Consider the following 19,853-nt stretch of genomic DNA (forward strand, 5'->3'; position numbering starts at 1 on the left):
ACATGGCAGGCTTCACAATTGGAACAGCAGACTTCACGAACGGAAGCAACGTCGTATCGAATGTGACGCTCTCAGATGGCTCACTGGGCTTCTTTGGCATGGGTACCACCATTGCCGTGGGTTCCAACCCGGTCGTTGCTCAGGTTGAGGCGTTGAGCGCTGATACGAGTGCATCCAGTGTCACACTCCGGAAGAATTGGCCGCATGATACGGGCAACTACGCATTTATCGCCTGGAATACCATTGAGGGGCTACAAGGCGCTGTGCAAGCAGCACGTCTATTTGCAGAGCGCTTAGAGACCGCGAACGCTGCAGTAGTGGCGCTATCAAACATGTATCCGGACACAGCAGCTGGAATAGCAGCAACAGACGATGGTGATTACTTCAGTGTTGCCGGCAGTGGTAACACCTTCGCGACGCTTTACCGAAATGAATCAAATGTGGCCGTAGCGAAAGAGTCGCTGCCAAGCGTCGCGGCCATTGTTGCAGCCATCCAAGCAAATTCTGATGCACAGCAGGCTTTAGCGCAGACACAGCAACTACGGAACGAAACCAGCCAGTTCCGTGACGATGTGTCGACCATGAATTCGAATGTGAACACCAAGCATGGTGAAGTGGTCACCAAGCATCAAGAGACATTATCAGCAGCTGATGCAGCCGGACAATCAGCAGGCAGTGCAGGCCAAAGCGCAACGTCTTCAGCTGAGAGTGCTTCATTATCAGCAGAGTGGGCAACAGGTAACGAGCCAGGTGGCGTCGGTACCAAATCTTCGCGCCAGTGGGCTGAGGATGCTCAAGCTGCCGCGGCACCAGTACTATCTGCTCTAGGCGATATTGATGCCGTTCTCGATGCCATCAACGGGGAGGTTATCTAATGGGAACGACCGCTGAAAAACTCGACCGTATCGTTGGTACCAAGGCGCTGTTGCGTGAGCAAATCAACGCCATTCTGACCGAGCGTGGCGATCCACTACTGACGGAAACAGACCCGTTTCGACTCTATCCCCACGTCCTTGACTACACACCGGAAGCGTTATTTCTGCAGGGGGAGCAGGGACTCTGGCTCGATCCATCGGACATAAGCACAATGTACCAGGATGCAGCAGGAAGCACTCCAGTCACAGAGCCTGGACAGCCAGTCGGTTTGATACTGGATAAGTCGCGATCGATGAAGCTGGGGCCGGAAAAGGTTACTTCCGTTCAACTTGCTTCTCCAAGTATTTCTAATTTTGGCGGGAGTTCTGGTTCATACGATTCGGTGAATCACATAATGTCTAATACCGCTGTCGGAACTGATCCGGGATATCCGCGTTTCCGATTCAATTTCGGACTAGAACCGGGAAAAAGATACTTGGTTCAAGGACAACTTAGTGGTGATTTAACGGGGCTATACGGATTCATTCCCGTTCGAATGAATGTGGGAGGCTCTGCAAATAACATCGGTTATGATCCGCAAACTGGATTAATGAGCGGACTCCAAGTTGCAGGAGATCCAGTTATAGAGTTTTTGCTGAACGGAGAACAACTCTCAAATATTAAAATTGAGAGCCTCTCTATCAAAGAGATTTTTGGAAACCATGCCCACCAAGCTACTAGCGCTTCTAGACCAATCTTCGGACGAGAACCGATTACTGGCAAACATAACCTCCTGCAACATACAGAGAACTTTGGTAACGAAGTTTGGGTCAAGCAACTAGATGGTCTCGGTTCGCTGCCGATTGTGACTGACAATTATGGAATCGCACCAGACGGCTCGCAAACGGCGGCTCGGCTTCAATGTAATTTAAATGGTGGAACATTGAGTGCCGATCGTTCTTATCTTTTGCAGACAACGAACATTGCCGGTGAAAAAAGTATAAAGCTGCATGCACGTTTAAATGATGGGCAGCCTAGTACAACAATCGTATTTAGCATTGATGCTGGAGAAACAGTCCAGCTGACGAGTGAGGAGTGGGTAGAGTTAGAGTTAACCAAAAGCTCATCAACGGGACAACTGCGAGTCGGAATAATTGGCAGCTCGTCGTCGAATGAATGTGACATTTTGATTTGGCATCCTCAAATGAATAAGGGGAGCCAAACTCTGTCATATCAACGAGTGAATTCTAAATTCGATGTTGTCGAAGAGGACATCCCAGATGCTTATTATCTGTATTTTGACGGTATCGATGATTACCTAACAACCCCCGCAATTGACTTTTCTTCGACAGATGAAATTAACGTGTTCAGTGGGGCAAACAAGAATACCAGTGGCTTTGCAATTATCTGGGAACTGACCACCGATGGAGTGAACACTGATGGCTCTTACACTCATGGCGTCGATGCCAACCAGGGTAATTATATTGTCGCAACTCGCGGCACGGTGCGCGAAGTGTTGAATACAGATCCGAATTATCCAAGTCCAGATAAAAGAGTCTTTACAAGCTTCGCTAAAATATCTACCCAGACAGCTGTGATTCGTATAAACGGGTTGGAATTAGAAAGTAGCTCAGATCCGCAAGGGTCAGGTAATTACGCAAACGCAACCTCATATATCGGCAGTCGAGGCCTCCTGAATAACAGATTCAATGGGGAGGTATACAGTCTCGCAGTCCGAGGAAAGCTCAGCTCTCAAGCAGAACTCGAACGCACAGAAAAATACGTCGCAGCCAAAACAGGAGTAACCCTCGCATGATAGTCACTTACATAATCACCAGTGAGCAAAAAGCAGAGTTCGAAACCTGTTTGGCCGAATGCGAAATATCAGGACTTGAGGGAATGTTCTCGACGCCGTTGTCTGCTGATGGCCAAGAGCCAGCTACGCATTTCATCAGCTCCGGAGAGTTATCCCAGGAGCAAGTTGATTGGCTAGACGTAACGCTTGAGCCAGATGAGTTCCACAAGCGACTTGATGTAGGCCCGCGGCAGATGATGGATGAGTTAGCGCTCCAGCTGGTTCAGCTATCTCAAATCGATGAATTTAGTGCATAATTTTGATGCTCGGTCTGCTTTATCCCAAGTATGCATCCAAACAAACTCTAATTTCTTGATGTTGTCCCAATTTTTTATGTAATCCTCGACTTTAGAATCTAGATTATCAGGCGCGGAAGAAATATGAATTTGACGTACACGGAGTTTGAGTAATTTGATCAGTCGGATATTGTCTTCAACGAACGTATGAAGGCCGCGCACTTCGTTGTAAAACTCTTCACCGATTGTCCTTGCCGTCGAGAACAACGGTTCGATGCGTTTGAGAGTTGATTGAAGTTTGTACGAAAGCCTGTCGACGATCATTATCAATTCAAGTTCAACTGGTGATTTTCCCTCAGTTCGCTCCTGCAACGACTTTACAATTGCATTCGGAGAGTTTTCCTTTTCAAGCTCCATTAGCCTAAATTTTAAGTCCTCAAGACGACTAAACAGATTTGCTGCTTGTAGAGCCTTAAACTTAGAAACCTCCTGATGTCGCCAATTAAAAAGTGCGTATACAGCCACTATGGCCAACATCAACGAAGCGAGTCCTTGCACGGCCCCTACAAGATTGCCTTCGACATCCCTGAACATCATTGCGCCTAAGCCACCAAAAGCGGCTATTGCGATAACAGCTAGCAGGTTTCCTTTCCATGTCTCAGGCCATTTCATATCAATCATCCAGTTTGAAGTCAGAGTATCCCAGCAAGACTAGCAGACGTTCCCGCTCACCGGAATCGTTTGATAGCTACTCGCCCCACTGGAGCTCACCATTGAGCACTGCATGAGAAACGAGTTCCCGGAGCACGCCAATCTCACTTAAGCCGGCTGAATGGGATATTAGACCGTCTATCCCGCAAGCACCGTCATTTGTCATATAGCTGTAATCGTAAATCATGGTCTATACCTCCTTACTAAGGCTTACTGAATTATTTGATCGAACCAGTGAGCGAAATCTATCTAATCAGCTAGGAAATGTAACTATGAGCAGAGCAGCAAAAAAAGTCCCAGTGACGCAAATTTTAAAATCCACCCAGTCAATGTTGGAGCACTCTAATAGAGTTTTATCCCATCTGAAGGAACACTTGAACATGAGTGAAATGGTCGCGTTCTCTGACTTCGATTCTGACATGAATATACATGTTCAGGTCTGTGGATATAAATTTGTTTTTAGATTTACCCCAGGGATTACAGAGACTGGATTAGGTATGGTTAGGTCGTACCTGTATGGGCGTTGGAACATTTATTATATTCAAAACCTCCAGAAGCAAACGGAAATTGGACCTATTGGCGCACTATTCTCTGATCCTGCTAATGAAAAAATGGCGGCTACATTCCCCGACCTAAACGAAAATGAGTTTTTCGCAGAACAGAAGATAGTGGACGGAATGGATAGTGACCCAAGTAAGCACGAAGAGCTGCTGTCTTGCTTGGTTAGTTGGGCCTACAGAAATCTGGAGGGCGAGTCATTTGAGCTTTCTTACAGTCAATATACATCCTAATCTATAAGCAACTTGTATGCTTAACCGGGCGCAGCTTGAAAGTTACAAGCTAGCCGCCCGATTAGTATCGATATCACTGGAACGCATACCAGTATAGGTTCCTCTATCTCATCATGTGAAACGCGAATATTCGGATATTCGATATTGCTCTCAACCGCACTTAAACAGCTTTAAAAAGAGCCTTAAAGCATAGTTTTAAAGTTCGATAGATGCCCTTTTTTGTCTCAATTTATTTGGTGTGTTGTCGCAAAATCGCGACGCGCTACAGATGTAGCGAGGGGCTTTGATGAGAACCCTTCGGTTCGACAAAACGGCAGGATAGCCGTTTTGCACAGCGCACAGCGCTGCCCGGAGGGCGAAGGCCATGGATGGCCTGAGTGAATCCCCTCCAAAACCACCCACCGCCCCAAACCCCACATTGAACGCGAATGCTATCCAGCGCGTACTGACCTCGTTATAGTGAGAAAAATTCTAACGAGGACATGCTATGAAACCTTTCATTGTTGCGTTAACAGTTACCGCACTTGCGGGTATCAGCACTGTGGTTAGTGCTGCTGATCGTATTACGGGTCATCACTTTGCGACGCGCTCCGAAGCCATGGCACCCAATGCAATGGCAGCAACCAGTCAGCCGCTTGCCACTCAGGTTGCCTTGGACATTATGCAGCAAGGCGGCAATGCCATTGATGCAGCCATTGCAGCGAATGCTGTGCTCGGGCTAGTTGAACCCACTGGGAATGGTATTGGCGGCGATTTGTTTGCCATTGTGTGGGATGCAGAAACCGAACAGCTATATGGACTCAATGCCTCGGGACGTTCACCCAAGAGCCTCACACTACAGTATTTTCAACAGCAAGGCCTCAGCAAAATTCCAGCACGTGGCGTGCTGCCATTGTCCGTTCCGGGTACCGTCGATGGTTGGTTTGAATTGCATGACAAGTTTGGGGCGCTGCCCATGGAACAAGTTTTGGCTCCAGCTATTGAGTATGCAAGACAGGGCTTTCCGGTTACCGAGGTCATTGCGTATTACTTTGCTCGCAATGCCGACGTAATCGGCGACCAGCCCGGGTTCGCAGAAGTCTTTCTTAAGGACGGTGAGCCACCACAAAAAGGTAAACGCTTCCGTAACCCTGATCTTGCCAACACCTACGAACTTATTGCTGAGCAAGGTCGCGATGTTTTCTATAAAGGTGAAATTGCAAAAACGATTGGAGAGTTTGTGAAAGCCCATGGCGGCTTTTTAAGTTACGACGACCTCGCCGAACATACGTCGACGTGGGTCGACCCCGTGTCGACGAATTATCGCGGTTACGATTTGTGGGAACTGCCACCTAATACGCAAGGGATTGCCGCACAACAAATCCTCAATATCCTCGAGAACTATGACCTTGCGGATATGGGCTTCGATAGTGCTACGTATATCCATCATTTTGTCGAAGCCAAAAAGCTGGCGTTTGAAGACCGCGCCAAGTACTACGCGGATCCTGAATTCAGTGCTGCCCCAGTTACCGGACTTCTCGACAAGGACTACGCCAAAGAACGAGCAAAATTAATCGATCCAAATCGAGCTGGCCGTGCGTATGAACCAGGTAACCCGCCAACTGAGGGCGATACCATTTACCTCACCACGGCGGATCAACAAGGCAATATGGTGTCTTTGATTCAGAGTAATTATCGTGGCATGGGCTCAGGTATTACTCCAACTGGCTTGGGATTTGTGATTCAAAATCGTGGTGAGTTGTTTGCCTTAGAAGAAGGACATGCCAATGTCTTTGCACCCGGTAAGCGTCCGTTCCACACCATTATTCCAGCGTTTGTAACCAAAGATGGACAACCGCTCATGAGTTATGGAGTGATGGGAGGCGCGACGCAGCCACAAATGCATGCGCAGATTCTCATCAACATGATTGATTTTGGAATGAATCTGCAGGAGGCAGGCGATGCGCCTCGTATTCTGCATACTGGGTCCAGTCAACCCACCGGCGAAATCATGACTGATGGCGGTGTGCTGAGTCTTGAGAATGGTTTTTCGGCGGCAACGCGTCGCGAATTGATCAAGATGGGGCACACATTACAAGAAGCTGTGGGCCCTTATGGCGGTTATCAAGCCATTTGGCGTAACCATGAAGAAGCTGTTTATTACGGCGCTTCAGAGAGTCGCAAAGACGGTCACGCGGCTGGATTCTAATACGGAGGTCATACGTGCGTTGGTGGATTATTGTCGTGCTTGCTGTTGCTGTGCTGGTCACAGCATGCAGCGCTATGAATAGCCCAGGTCGGTTTGCTGATCGCAATCCGTATCTGGAACCGAAAGACACCAACGCCATCGATTTTTTCAAGATGCGCTGGTTTGGCGATGAAGTTTGGGCCGATCAGCAAGCTGAGCTAGCCGAGCAGCCTGATTTAGTGCCGCAACAAGCGGTAGATTTAACGCTGTTGCAATCGCCGACCACGACTCCACAGATCACTTGGCTCGGACATGCCACGTTTTTACTGCAACATAATGGCGTCAATGTACTTACTGACCCCATTTTGACAGACCGTGCTTCGCCTTTCCGTTTTGCCGGGCCCGAACGCTTACAACCGGCACCTCTGGAGGTCGCAGAGCTCCCGCCTATCGACTTGGTGATTATCAGCCACAATCATTACGACCATCTTGACACTGCAACCATTACCGCACTCGGTCCCGATGTCACCTATTTAGTCCCTTTAGGTTTAACCGAATGGTTTACTGACCTCGGCATCCCCACTGAGAATGTTCATGCGTTTGATTGGTGGCAAGCACAACAATTCGATTCGGTTACGGCCACAGCCACACCCAGCCAGCATTGGTCTGCGCGCAGCCTATGGGACAAAAACGATAGCCTCTGGGTCAGCTGGCATCTCACCATTGACGACTGGCAAGTATGGTTTGCCGGCGATACCGGTTATAACGAAGTCCAGTTCAAAGAAATTGGCAGCAAATTCCCCGATATCGATGATGCGCTGGTGCCAATCGGCGCCTATTTGCCGCGTTGGTTTATGCAGCCGCAACATATTAACCCCGCGGAAGCGGTGTTGATGCACAATGATATTGGTGCTGCGCGCTCCTATGCGATGCATTGGGGTACATATCAGCTCGCTGCTGAAGGGTTGGCACAAACTAAACGAGACTTATCTGATGCTCGCCAGACCTATCAAGCAAGCGAGGACACGCTGCGGTTACTTGCCATCGGTGAAACAGTCACAGTCACACCCTAAACATCATGGGTAAATGAATGGCGATTTCACGATGCCAATTTCACGTCAGCTAAGGTAAGCTGATCACATGTACAATTACTACTATTGAGGTCTTCATGGAGCTCGTTCTCACCGCATTTATCGCAAGTGCTATAACCGGCGGCTGCACCGCTGTAGGTGCATTACCGGTTCTGTTTGGTCGAAAACCCTCCGAGACCTTTAACGACACTCTACTCGGCTTTGCCGCCGGCGTTATGCTTGCTGCGTCGTTCTTTTCGTTAATTATTCCATCGCTCGATATTTCTACCGAAATGTACGGGCCTGGGCCTCTTCCGGCCACCATTGCAGTGGTCGGCATTTTACTCGGCGCACTGGCAATTGCTCTGGCGGATCGTTTGATTCCGCATCAACATTTTATTACCGGTCAGGAAGGTCCCGACCCGCAAAAAGTAGCTGGTGTTTGGCTCTTTGTGCTGGCGATTGCGATTCACAACTTCCCTGAAGGCTTAGCGGTCGGTGTCGCTTACGGTAGTGGGCAAGAAGATACCGCCTATGCATTGGCAGTCGGCATTGGCTTGCAAAACTTGCCGGAGGGACTTGCCGTGGCGGTGGGGCTAATGAGTGTAGGCTACGATCGGGTAGAAGCATTCCTTGTCGCCGCGTTAACCGGACTCATAGAGCCGATTGGTGGTGTCTTTGGTGGCTTTTTCGTCAACATTTCACAAGTATTACTGCCGTGGGGACTGGTCTTTGCGGCCGGTGCGATGTTGTTTGTCATTAGTCATGAAATTATCCCAGAAACCCATCGCCGAGGGCATCATAGACGTGCAACAGCGGGTTTAATGGTAGGGCTGGTAGTGATGTTATTCCTCGACGTGTGGCTGGCGGTATGAAGCGGGCATTATTAGTAGGCTACGGTGATATTGCGCAGCGTACAGCGCGTCTGCTCATCGAATCTGGCTGGCAGGTCACAGGTATTTGCCGGCATCCCGATAAAAAACCAACCATGCCCGGCATTCAAGTACTCGCAGCAGACGCAGGCAACGAAGCTGACTTGCGCCGGCTTGGACTCGCTCAGTTTGATGCGATTGTCATTACGTTGACACCATCAGGATATGACCGTGAGGGCTACCACCACGGCTACGTGATCCCCTGCCGACACATTCAAATGATTTTAGCCAGCGAACCGCAACAGGAATCTGGACCACCGCGCATTATCTATATCTCCAGCACTGGCGTTTATGCTGAGCGTAACGGTGAATGGATTACTGAAGAAATGCCAACGCTGCCAGACACCGATAGTGGTGAGATGTTGTTACAGGCAGAGCAAGTAATTCAAAGTGCGGCAGCTAGCGTAAGTATCTTGCGTTGTTCAGGTATCTACGGCCCCGGTCGAATTTATCTACAGCGCCAAATCAGCTCCGGTGAGGCTGTGATTAATCCCGTTTATAACAACCGTATTCATGCAGATGATGTCGCCGGATTTATTCATTATTTATTGCTACACCCTGAACATCAGGAACCGGTTTATCTTGTCAGTGATGATGAGCCTGTGTGGCAAGAAACGTTGTATTTAAGGTATGCCGAACAGCTAGGCGTCGATGGGAGTACACTCAAACGAAGCGATACAGTCGGCCCACGCGGCAACAAACGCATCAATAATGCCTTAATGCGCAGCACCGGCTACGCGCTGCGATACCCGAACACACTGGTGAACAGTGAACAGTAAATAGGGAACAGAAAAGCCCAAACAGCGCTCTTCTATTCACTGTTCACTATTCACTGGTCCTCCAGGTAATCCAGGATTCCGTTGGCGGCGGCGCGACCCTCCGCGATGGCAGTAACCACCAAGTCGGCACCCCGCACCATATCTCCCCCAGCAAAAATTTTCGGGTTCGAGGTTTGCATCGCATAATCCGTATCGCCAGTGGCAATAACCGTGCCCCAATCACTGAGTTTCACGTCATGTTCAGAGAGCCAACGCGGCGGATTCGGTTGATAACCAAAGGCAATCACCACAGCATCTGCAGGCAACACAAACTCAGAGCCTGCAACTGGTTCTGGACGACGCCGTCCTTGGTCATCCGCTGGACCTAATTCCGTACGGATCATGCGCACGCCACTCACGCGGCCTTGCTCATCACTCTCGATAGCCAGTGGTTGCACATTAAACTCAAACCTAACGCCTTCCTCACGCGCATTCTGAACCTCTCGCCGAGAGCCCGGCATATTGTGTTCATCGCGCCGATACGCACACGTCACTGACGTGGATTGCTGCCGAATGGCGGTCCGCACGCAATCCATCGCAGTATCACCACCACCGAGCACCACCACTTGCTGCTGCCCCAAGTCAATCAACGGATAGCCCGGCACATCACAATCGAGTAGACGTTGTGTGTTCCCAATCAAATAGGGCAATGCATGATGCACACCATCCAGTTCCAAACCTGCCAATTTACCATCGAGAGCCTTATAGGTTCCCAAGGCAAGAAAAACTGCATCATACTCACTCAGCAGTTGGTTCATTTCGATGTCAGTTCCCACCTCAATACCAAGTTGAAACTCGATACCCATATCCGTGAAGATCTCGCGGCGTAGTGTCATTACGGATTTATCTAATTTAAATGGCGGAATACCAAAGGTCAGTAGACCACCAATTTCTGGGTAACGGTCAAACACTACCGGTGTAACGCCATTCCGAACCAGCACATCTGCGCAGGCCAAACCTGCGGGACCAGCACCTACCACGGCAACCCGTTTACCGGTCGCAACAACACCCGACATATCCGGGCGCCAGCCCTGCGCAAATGCCGTGTCATTGATGTATTTTTCAATACTGCCAATGGTCACAGCACCAAACTCATCGTTGAGTGTACAAGCGCCCTCACAGAGTCGATCCTGCGGACACACGCGTCCGCACACCTCAGGCAAACTATTGGTTTTATGACTCAGCTCGGCGGCTTCAAAAATTCGCCCTTGCTGAGCTAACTCGAGCCATTGTGGAATGTAGTTATGGACGGGACATTTCCACTCACAGTATGGATTACCGCAGTCTAGACAGCGATCGGCTTGCCCAGCAGCCTGATGCTCTGCCATAGGTTCGTAGATTTCGACAAATTCAATTTGTCGCTCACGCAATTGCTTCTTCGGTGGGTCTATCCGCTGCACATCGAGGAATTGATAAATGTTTTTGTTCATTACATCACCTCCACCCGTAATTCAGCGGTGGACCGCGCACGATGCCCCAATAACTCCGCAACATCGGTCTGTTTGGGTTTCACCATCCAAAACTGTTGCGCCGACTCGGCAAAGTTCTTCAATAGCGCGTGACCATGGTCACTGCCGGTCGCTTCAACGTGTTCATGCAACAGCCCGCGCAAATGCTCTTGTAGGATAGGGGTATCCACCGCGCGAGCTTCGACGAGTTCGGGATTCAGGCGCTCACGAAACTTGCCATCCGTATCAAGCACATACGCAAAACCGCCTGTCATGCCTGCACCGAAATTGATTCCAGTCGGACCTAGCACCACGACGATACCGCCCGTCATGTACTCGCAGCCATGATCGCCAATACCCTCCACCACTGCTGTCGCACCAGAGTTCCGCACCGCAAACCGCTCACCAGCGCGCCCTGCAGCGAATAACTTGCCGCCAGTGGCGCCATATAAGCAGGTATTACCCATAATGACTGCTGCCGCCGCGTTATAACGACGCTCGGCAGGTGGAATTAGCGTGATCCGTCCGCCAGCCATACCTTTGCCGACATAATCATTAGCATCGCCAATGACTTTAAGTCGCAAGCCACCTGCATTCCACGCACCTAAGCTTTGCCCTGCTGTACCGGTGAATTCCAGCGTAATAGGCGCACCTGCCATGCCTTGATTGCCATGCTGCTGGGCAATCACACCACTCACAGCAGCACCCACGCTGCGGTCAAAATTTCGAATCGAGAATTGCCATTGACCACCGCGCCGTGAACGAATTGCCTCGGCCGTCGCTCCCAGTAGCTGCTGATTCAACTCACCTTGATCATGTGGCGGATTTCGCTCAGTACAAAATTTCGGGAGAGTACTCTCGCAACCTGCAGCGTTCAACACTCGACTCAGATCGACCTGTTGCTGTTGCTGGGTTGCGCCAGCGACTCGTTCGAGCAAATCGACACGACCAATCAAGTCGGTTAATTGGTTCACACCCAACTTCGCGAGCCATGCTCTGACTTCTTCAGCAACAAACCGGAAGTAGTTTTCGACGCGCTCCGGCAGACCGGTGAAATGCTCGCGCCGCAGGGTCTCATCTTGCGTCGCAACTCCCGTTGCACAGTTGTTCAAATGACAAATGCGCAGGTATTTGCAACCCAACGCAATCATCGGCGCGGTGCCAAATCCGAAGCTTTCCGCACCTAAAATCGCACCTTTAATGACATCCAAGCCGGTCTTCAGTCCGCCATCGACCTGCAATCGAACTTTGTGCCGCAAGCCATTACTGACCAGTGCCTCATGTACTTCAGCCAACCCTAGTTCCCAAGGGCTGCCAGCATGTTTCACTGAGGTGAGTGGACTCGCGCCGGTGCCGCCATCGTAGCCCGCCACCGTAATGAGATCGGCATAGGCTTTGGCGACACCTGTTGCGATAGTGCCGATGCCGGGCGACGAAACCAATTTGACCGACACTAGCGCATTCGGATTCACTTGCTTTAAATCGAAGATCAACTGTGCGAGATCTTCAATCGAATAGATATCATGATGTGGCGGCGGTGAGATTAAAGTCGTCCCCGCAACGGAGTAACGCAAGCGTGCAATCTCTGCCGTCACTTTTTCGCCCGGCAGCTGACCGCCTTCACCGGGTTTGGCTCCCTGCGCCACTTTGATCTGTAGTACATCTGCATTCACCAAGTAGTGCGGCGTTACGCCGAACCGCCCCGAGGCAATTTGTTTAATGCGAGAATTTTTTGCAGTTCCGAATCGCCGTGGATCTTCCCCACCCTCGCCGGAGTTTGAATGCCCACCAATATTATTCATGGCTTCTGCAAGTGCCTCATGCGCCTCAGGGCTCAATGCACCTATCGACATGGCTGCGGTATCAAAGCGCTGATAAAGCTCGCTTGCGGGCTCAACAGCGTCAATATTGATGGCCGTTGCACTCGATATCGGCTTGACGAGATCTCGCAGAAAGGCAATGGGCCGTTCGTTCACCTGCTTGGCAAAGAGTTGATACGCTTGCGGATCATTCGTAATCACGGCTTTCTGGAGCGTCGTCACCACATCAGGGTTATAGGCATGATACTCACCCCCATGCACATACTTCAGATGACCGCCCTGGCTTAAGCTTTTACGTTGTAACCATGCATCTCTCGCCAGTCGCTGTAATTGTTGCTGAATATCCATAAAGCCAGCACCATCGACGCGCGCTGGGGCATGACTGAAACACCGCTCGCGGACTTCAGGCGCTAACCCGACCACCTCGAATAAGCACGCGCCACGGTAACTAGCAACGGTCGCAATGCCCATCTTCGACATGATTTTCAGCAAACCCTTGTTGATGCCCGCTCGGTACCGCACTAATGCATCGCGGGCAGGCCCTTCCACATCCCCTCGTTCGACCAATTGCTCAATCGACTCGTACGCCAAGAAGGGATACACCGCAGTTGCTCCCAGTCCAATTAACACTGCCATTTGGTGAGAGTCGCGCACCGATGCGGTTTCAATGACCAAATTGGAGTCACAGCGCAACTGCGCTCGGACCAGTGCTTGCTGCACAGCGCCAACTGCCAGCGGCGCTGGAATGACCAAGTGACCTTTGGCAATATCTCGATCCGAAAGAATAATCACGACCGCTTGTTCGTCACGCACAGCAGCAACCGCCGCTTGGCACAACCGAATGAGCGCTTGTTCTAGATTATCCTGCTCGGGCTCAAAACACAGGGAGAATTTGACTGCTTTATAATGCTCTTCGGGTAACTCCCGCAGTTGCTGCAGGTCGGTATACATCAATACCGGAGATTCAATAACCACGCGTTCGGCGTACCCCGAGGTCTCATTAAAGACATTTTGCTCGCGGCCAATACAGGTAGCCAGTGACATGACATGACGCTCACGGATGGGGTCGATGGGTGGATTAGTCACTTGGGCAAATTGTTGGCGGAAATAATCGTACAGCTGCCGTGGCTGGCGGCTCAACACGGCAATCGGCGTATCATCGCCCATAGAGCCAGTCGCCTCATGACCATCATTAGCCAACACACCCAGCACCTGTTGTATTTCTTCATGGGAATACAGGAAAAGTTTGTGGAATATCGTCATCTGCTCGTCATCAAACAGACGCTCACCAATTTTTTCACCACTTAACTCGGCGAACGGTGTAAGTTTGCGAACATGCTTGTTAAGCCAGTCGCGATAGGGATGCCGGCTTTGTAACTCGTAGTCAATTTCTTCACTGTGCCAAACTTTGCCCGTGTAAGTATCCACCGCCAACATCTGTCCGGGTCCAAGCCGTCCCTTCTCGATGACATCCGCTTCAGCGTAATCCCAAATACCAACCTCGGAAGCCACCGTTAGAATATCGTCCTTAGTTCGAATATAACGCGCCGGACGTAAACCATTGCGGTCCAAACTGCAGGCCACATGGCGACCATTGCTCATGACAATTCCAGCTGGCCCATCCCAGGGCTCCATATGCATCGAGTTAAACTCATAAAATGCACGCAGCGCATCATCCATAGTTGGATCGCCCTGCCACGCCGGCGGAATCAACAACCGCAATGCGCGGAATAAATCCATCCCACCAGCGAGCATCAGCTCTAGCATATTATCGAGTGCAGACGAGTCCGAACCGGAATCATTAATGAAGGGCGCTGCTTGTTGTAAATCGGGAAGTAGCGGCGAGTGAAACTTATATTGTCGCGCTTGTGCCCATTGGCGATTTCCACGAATCGCGTTGATTTCGCCATTGTGCGCAAGAAAACGAAAGGGCTGCGCGAGCGGCCAACGAGGCTGGGTGTTGGTGGAAAAGCGTTGGTGAAAAACACAAATCGATGTGGTGAGCTCAGAATTGGCCAGATCAAGAAAGAAATTCGCAAGATCAGCTGCCAGCATCAAGCCTTTATAGACAATCACTAAGCAACTCAATGAACACACATAAAAGTCTTCGTGGACGCTGAGTTTCTCCTCAGCTCGACGACGTGCAATATACAGTCGACGTTCCAAATCCTTTTTACGCCAACCCGGTGGCGCACTGACAATGACTTGCTCAATACGCGGGCAGGTTGAACGTGCGAGTGGACCGAGCACTTCAGGAGCCGTTGGCACGACGCGCCAACCTTCAATACTAAGTGTTTCTCGAGCGAGTTCGGATTCGATGACAGCACGTTCTCGCCGAGCTTTTTCCTCATCGAGACTGAGGAACATCATACCCACCGCAAACTTCTTACTCAGATGCCACTGCTGTTGCTCTGCGTAGCTACGGAAAAAGGATTCTGGCAGTTTCAGCAATAATCCACAGCCATCACCAGTCTTGCCGTCGGCATTGATTCCGCCACGGTGCTGCATATTCGCAAGCCCAGTAATAGCTCGCTGAATCAAATCATGACTAGCATGACCCTGAATTTGAGTGATGAGGCCGAATCCGCAATTATCACGAACATCAGCATGGTGGTACAAACTCATGCGCGAATCCCCTCAGCAACGAAATGAAACAACGTGATGGAACAACGTAGTGGAAAAACGTCGGACTCTTCACCTTAGATAAGGCATGCGGGGGATGCAAATATAACCAAAATACTGACAGTGAATGTGAACAGTGAATAGGGAAAGGTGAACAGCAAAGCTAAAACAATGCGTACATTTCTAATGTTTTCTATTTACGGTTCACAGTTCACTATTTACCAAAAGCCAGCATCCGATCGAGGGGGAGTCGGGCGCGTTCGCCCATGGTTGGGTCCACATGAATCTCATGCGCGGCACCGCCACTTTCTAATGCTTCAGCAATAGCGACGAGGCCGTTCATAGCCATCCATGGGCAATGTGCACAGCTGCGACAAGTTGCGCCGTTGCCGGCAGTCGGTGCTTCAATAAAGTGCTTGTTCGGTGACAATTGCTGCATTTTGTAAAAAATGCCACGGTCGGTTGCCACTATGAATGTTGAATTCGGGAGCGTTTGACTAGCTTTCAATAACTGTGAGGTAGAACCAACCGCATCGGCTAGATCAACAATAGCTGCAGGTGATTCCGGGTGCACCAAAACAGCAGCTTCTGGGTAGACGCGTTTTAAATCTTCAAGCGCTTTGGTTTTGAACTCATCATGAACAATACAAGCACCCTGCCACATAATCATGTCAGCGCCCGTTTGTTTGGCGATGTAGTTACCCAAATGCTTGTCTGGGCCCCACAAAATCTTCTCGCCTTGCGCATCCAAATGATCAACTAAATCGAGCGCAATAGACGATGTCACCACCCAGTCTGCGCGCGCCTTCACCGCAGCAGACGTATTGGCATAGACCACAACGGTTCGGTCAGGATGCTGGTCACAGAATGCTGAAAACTCATCAATCGGACAGCCTAAATCTAACGAACAAGTCGCTTCCAATGTCGGCATCAACACCCGTTTGTTTGGAGTTAGTATTTTTGCGGTCTCGCCCATGAACTTCACGCCAGCCACAATCAGCGTTTCCGCTTCATGATTCGCACCGAAACGAGCCATTTCTAGGGAGTCAGCCACGCAACCACCAGTTTCTTCGGCCAGCGCTTGGATTTCTGGATCGGTATAGTAATGCGCCACCAGAACTGCATTCTTGGCTTTCAGCAAATCACGGATTCTGGCTTTGTACTCGTCCTTTTGCTCAGCACTCAATGGCTTGGGCTTAGGCGGGAAAGCATAATCAAGAGAGTCAATCACACGGGCGTGGATTTCAGCGGTACTGGTCATGGCGATACTACGGTCTGGTTCACGTCTGGGTAGTATATCAAAATCAGTAAAATGTGAATAGCGAACAGTGAACTGAAAACACGAAAGTCGACCGGTACTTGCACTCACGGGGGGGGGTAATCTTTGCTATTAACTGTTTACTGTTAACTATTTACGGGGGAGTGGTGGGTCGTGCAGGATTCGAACCTGCGACCAATTGATTAAAAGTCAACTGCTCTACCAACTGAGCTAACGACCCACTGGGGATAAAAGTGTTCTCTTCTCACTGTTTACTATTTACTGTTCACAGTGTTTGATTGGTGGGTCGTGCAGGATTCGAACCTGCGACCAATTGATTAAAAGTCAACTGCTCTACCAACTGAGCTAACGACCCAACCTGTACCGCCACCTTGCTTTTATTTCATACCGTTTGGCATGAACAAGGTTGCATTGCAACGGCGGCATAGTTTACTGAAAATGCTGCTCGTTGCAACTGCAAATTACCTAAATCGGGTCTGTTTGCTCAATTTACGAACGTTCGCCCGAAAATAACACAGGATGTTTACAACTCAGCTAAGCGCTTGCGTGCTAATCCTGCTTCGGTGCTATCCGCATATTCATTGATGACTTGCTGATAATAATTACGCGCAGACTGATTTTGACCTTGCTCTTGAGCAATTATGCCCAACTTCAAGACGCAATCGCCGCGTTTATTACTATCGGGGAATGACTCTACCACAGTCGCAAATTCCTTTTTCGCTTCATCAAATTTGCCATCAGCAAATAAGAGTTGGCCAAGCCAGTAATGTGCGTTGGCAGCGTAAGTCGAACTTGGGAAACGTTCGAGGAAGCTGCGAAATGCCGGAATGGCAGCATCGTATCGTTTATCTTCGAGTACTAATCGAATGGCTTGGTCATAGGCATCGTTTTCACTCAAATCCGCAGAGTAATTCGATACCGCAGATTCGCCTGCCATCGGATCTAGTGTAGAAACGGCGGTATTGGTTGCCGGAGCAGGTGCCGCTAAACGACGATCAATCTCTTGGTAAATTTCGCGCTGACGCTGCAAAATTTGTTCCAGTTGATAGGCGTGTTCTTCGGTTTTACCGCGCAATTCAGCGACTTCATTTTGTAACGTCGACATCTGGTCGAGTAAGGCCATTTGCGCCTTATTTCGAGCGTCCATGACGCGTTCCAGCTGTGCCAGACGTTCTTCAATTGAGCCACTGCCAAGCTTCTGAACCGGCGCTTGCGCGAACGCAGCGCCGGATGCCAGAAGTGCCAGTGCGATGAGAGTCTTTTGCATTGGCCCTACCAAGTTTTATTAGTAAACCAAAACGCCGCGACGGTTCTTCGCGTAAGCGTCTGGGTTAGACGCACGAATCATTGGTTTTTCTTCACCAAATGAGACAGTGCTGATTTGATTCGAGCTGACGCCTAAGTTTTGCAAGTACTGCGCGACTGCTTTAGCACGACGCTCGCCTAGCGCGATGTTGTACTCAGGTGTTCCACGCTCGTCACAATGTCCTTCGATAGTCACGCTGACTGCTGGGTTGTTTACCAAGTAATCGGCATGCGCTTGCAACAATTCAGCGTACTGAGAAGTGATGCGTGAATCATCAAATTCAAAGTAGACCATGTTCTCCATGCGCAATTCAGCCATCCGCTCTTCACGGATTTCTTCAGGTGTCTTTTGACGCTCAGCAGCATCCACTTCAACACCAGAACCGCTTTGCTGTTGCGATTGTTGGTTAGTCTGCTGATTCGCCGCTTCATCGGCACCTTGATTCGAGCTACAAGCCGCCAAAGTCAGCATTGGGAATGCGATCAAAAGCGTTTTTAACAGTTTGTTTGCGTTCATGTCCGCGGTCCTTAATTTTCTATAAATGTCTGGGGTGTTCTGTGTTTTCTAATAACTTTCAGTGACTAGCGTAAATACGGTGACCAACTCGGCGATTTCACTTCGCCCTCGCGAGCGGGTAAACGCGCCTTAAATCGACCATCTACCGAAACCAGTGCTAGTACTTGCTGGTTGTTGTGCGTGGTGCTGTAAATCACCATGCTGCCGTTCGGCGCCAAACTGGGCGACTCATCCAAAGCTGTTTGAGTCAAAATCTGTAGGGCTCCGCTCGGATAATCTTGTTTCGCAATATGATAATTCCCTTGAGTGCGATTCACCATAACGAACTGCTGTCCATCTGGAGTAAACACACCACCTAGGTTCTGTTCGCCCTCAAACGTTAGCCGACGAACCTGTCCTGAATCTAAATTTACGCTATATAGTTGCGGTCTGCCACCCCTTTCTGACGTAAAAATCAGCGCTTTACCGTCTGGTGACCAGCTTGGTTCGGTATCGATACTGTAATGATTCGTGATTCGTTTAAGCGCTTTGGTCGCCACGTTCATAGTATAGATTTCTGGATTACCGTCTTTCGACAACACCATGCCCAGACTGCGGCCATCAGGTGACCACACCGGACTACTATTAATGCCTGGGAAGTCAGTCATTGCTTCACGGCGTGTGGTATAGATATCTTGAACAAAAATTTGCGGCTTACCACTCTCGAAACTGACGTACGCTAATTTGTTTCCGTCGGGTGACCACGCTGGTGACATCAACGGCTCAGGACTGCGAAGCAGTACTTTTTCGTTGTAACCGTCGTAGTCCGCAACTACTAATTCATAGGGCTTGTCTTGGTTATAATTCACCGTGACATAGGCAATCCGCGTCATAAACGCACCGCGTTGGCCGGTCAATGTCTCATAAAAAACGTCGGAGATACGATGAGAATACTGACGAAATTGATTGCCACTAATCACGCTACTACGTGCGTCCAAAATGTGGTCTTCGGCCGTGACAAGCTGACCATTGCGTAACACTTGAGTACCGCTCGTAATTTGTCCACGCAGAATATCGACGATTTCAAAAGAAACGGTGTAACGGTCAACGGCATAGGGTTCAATGGTGCCAATCAAAATGGCTTCAACCCCCAAACTGGCCCAGCGGGCGTAATCAACTTCGCTAGCCGTTGAAGGCCGTTGCGGCATTGCATTTACCGGAATAGGATTGAATTTACCGCTACGCATCAAATCAGCAGCGACGACATCGGTCAGCCCCTCCGGTGCTGGTCCAGTACCCTTCCAACGAAACGGTACCACGGCAATAGGACGCGCGCTATCGATGCCCTCAGTGATCACGATCTCGAGCGCTGCTTTGGCTGGATTTTGCAATACCAATAGGGTGATTGCTGCGGTCATCAAGGTCACGAATAATTTTTTCATTGGCCC

At 49.9% G+C, this 19,853-nt stretch carries 15 protein-coding genes and 2 tRNA genes; 8 read left to right on the forward strand and 9 right to left on the reverse strand.

The window, feature by feature from the left end; genetic code table 11:
- Positions 1–2: 2 nt before the first annotated feature.
- Genes ACN0S4_RS02810 through ACN0S4_RS02820 form a run of 3 tightly spaced genes read left to right on the forward strand, consistent with a single transcriptional unit; the run spans position 3 to position 2,967 of the window.
- Positions 3–875, forward strand: coding sequence for a hypothetical protein (locus ACN0S4_RS02810; RefSeq protein ID WP_417656197.1), 873 nt, complete (start codon positions 3–5; stop codon positions 873–875).
- Positions 875–2,671, forward strand: coding sequence for a phage head spike fiber domain-containing protein (locus tag ACN0S4_RS02815; RefSeq protein ID WP_417656198.1), 1,797 nt, complete (start codon positions 875–877; stop codon positions 2,669–2,671). Before ACN0S4_RS02810 ends, ACN0S4_RS02815 begins: the two co-directional genes overlap by 1 nt.
- Complete coding sequence (locus ACN0S4_RS02820) at positions 2,668–2,967, forward strand: hypothetical protein (RefSeq protein ID WP_417656199.1); 300 nt, start codon at positions 2,668–2,670, stop codon at positions 2,965–2,967. The genes ACN0S4_RS02815 and ACN0S4_RS02820 overlap by 4 nt, the downstream gene beginning before the upstream one ends.
- Here the strand turns inward: ACN0S4_RS02820 and ACN0S4_RS02825 are convergent.
- On the reverse strand, positions 2,938–3,618 hold the full coding sequence (locus tag ACN0S4_RS02825) for a hypothetical protein (protein WP_417656200.1): 681 nt from the start codon (positions 3,616–3,618) through the stop codon (positions 2,938–2,940). The two genes, ACN0S4_RS02820 and ACN0S4_RS02825, sit on opposite strands and share 30 nt — an antisense overlap.
- 311 nt (positions 3,619–3,929) lie before the next feature.
- Here ACN0S4_RS02825 and ACN0S4_RS02830 point away from each other — a divergent pair, with 311 nt between their 5' ends.
- From ACN0S4_RS02830 to ACN0S4_RS02850, 5 genes are all read left to right on the forward strand, one after another.
- Entirely contained in the window at positions 3,930–4,448 is a 519-nt protein-coding gene (locus tag ACN0S4_RS02830) for a hypothetical protein (protein ID WP_417656201.1), read from the forward strand.
- A gap of 487 nt (positions 4,449–4,935) precedes the next feature.
- Entirely contained in the window at positions 4,936–6,636 is a 1,701-nt protein-coding gene (gene ggt, locus ACN0S4_RS02835) for a gamma-glutamyltransferase (protein WP_417656202.1), read from the forward strand.
- Between the two features lie 14 nt (positions 6,637–6,650).
- On the forward strand, positions 6,651–7,688 hold the full coding sequence (locus ACN0S4_RS02840) for an MBL fold metallo-hydrolase (protein WP_417656203.1): 1,038 nt from the start codon (positions 6,651–6,653) through the stop codon (positions 7,686–7,688).
- Positions 7,689–7,783: 95 nt separating this feature from the next.
- Complete coding sequence (locus ACN0S4_RS02845) at positions 7,784–8,560, forward strand: ZIP family metal transporter (protein WP_417656204.1); 777 nt, start codon at positions 7,784–7,786, stop codon at positions 8,558–8,560.
- Positions 8,557–9,396, forward strand: a complete 840-nt coding sequence (locus tag ACN0S4_RS02850; protein WP_417656205.1) for an NAD(P)H-binding protein — start codon at positions 8,557–8,559, stop codon at positions 9,394–9,396. Before ACN0S4_RS02845 ends, ACN0S4_RS02850 begins: the two co-directional genes overlap by 4 nt.
- 50 nt (positions 9,397–9,446) lie before the next feature.
- Here ACN0S4_RS02850 and ACN0S4_RS02855 read toward each other — a convergent pair whose 3' ends face one another.
- From ACN0S4_RS02855 to tolB, 8 genes are all read right to left on the reverse strand, one after another.
- Positions 9,447–10,865, reverse strand: coding sequence for an FAD-dependent oxidoreductase (locus ACN0S4_RS02855; protein ID WP_417656206.1), 1,419 nt, complete (start codon positions 10,863–10,865; stop codon positions 9,447–9,449).
- Complete coding sequence (gene gltB / locus ACN0S4_RS02860; protein ID WP_417656207.1) at positions 10,865–15,328, reverse strand: glutamate synthase large subunit; 4,464 nt, start codon at positions 15,326–15,328, stop codon at positions 10,865–10,867. Before gltB ends, ACN0S4_RS02855 begins: the two co-directional genes overlap by 1 nt.
- Positions 15,329–15,539: 211 nt before the next feature.
- On the reverse strand, positions 15,540–16,586 hold the full coding sequence (nadA, locus tag ACN0S4_RS02865) for a quinolinate synthase NadA (protein ID WP_417656208.1): 1,047 nt from the start codon (positions 16,584–16,586) through the stop codon (positions 15,540–15,542).
- Positions 16,587–16,748: 162 nt separating this feature from the next.
- Positions 16,749–16,824, reverse strand: a tRNA-Lys gene (locus tag ACN0S4_RS02870).
- Positions 16,825–16,883: 59 nt separating this feature from the next.
- Positions 16,884–16,959, reverse strand: a tRNA-Lys gene (locus tag ACN0S4_RS02875).
- A gap of 168 nt (positions 16,960–17,127) precedes the next feature.
- Complete coding sequence (ybgF, locus tag ACN0S4_RS02880) at positions 17,128–17,871, reverse strand: tol-pal system protein YbgF (protein ID WP_417656209.1); 744 nt, start codon at positions 17,869–17,871, stop codon at positions 17,128–17,130.
- Positions 17,872–17,889: 18 nt separating this feature from the next.
- A complete protein-coding gene (pal, locus tag ACN0S4_RS02885) occupies positions 17,890–18,426 on the reverse strand; it encodes a peptidoglycan-associated lipoprotein Pal (protein ID WP_417656210.1) in 537 nt (178 codons plus the stop codon).
- Positions 18,427–18,491: 65 nt separating this feature from the next.
- Positions 18,492–19,823: a Tol-Pal system beta propeller repeat protein TolB gene (gene tolB, locus ACN0S4_RS02890; RefSeq protein ID WP_417656555.1), complete on the reverse strand. Its 1,332-nt coding sequence runs from the start codon at positions 19,821–19,823 to the stop codon at positions 18,492–18,494.
- Positions 19,824–19,853: the final 30 nt, after the last annotated feature.

Source organism: Pseudidiomarina aestuarii (assembly GCF_048263735.1).
Taxonomy (GTDB): domain Bacteria; phylum Pseudomonadota; class Gammaproteobacteria; order Enterobacterales; family Alteromonadaceae; genus Pseudidiomarina; species Pseudidiomarina aestuarii_B.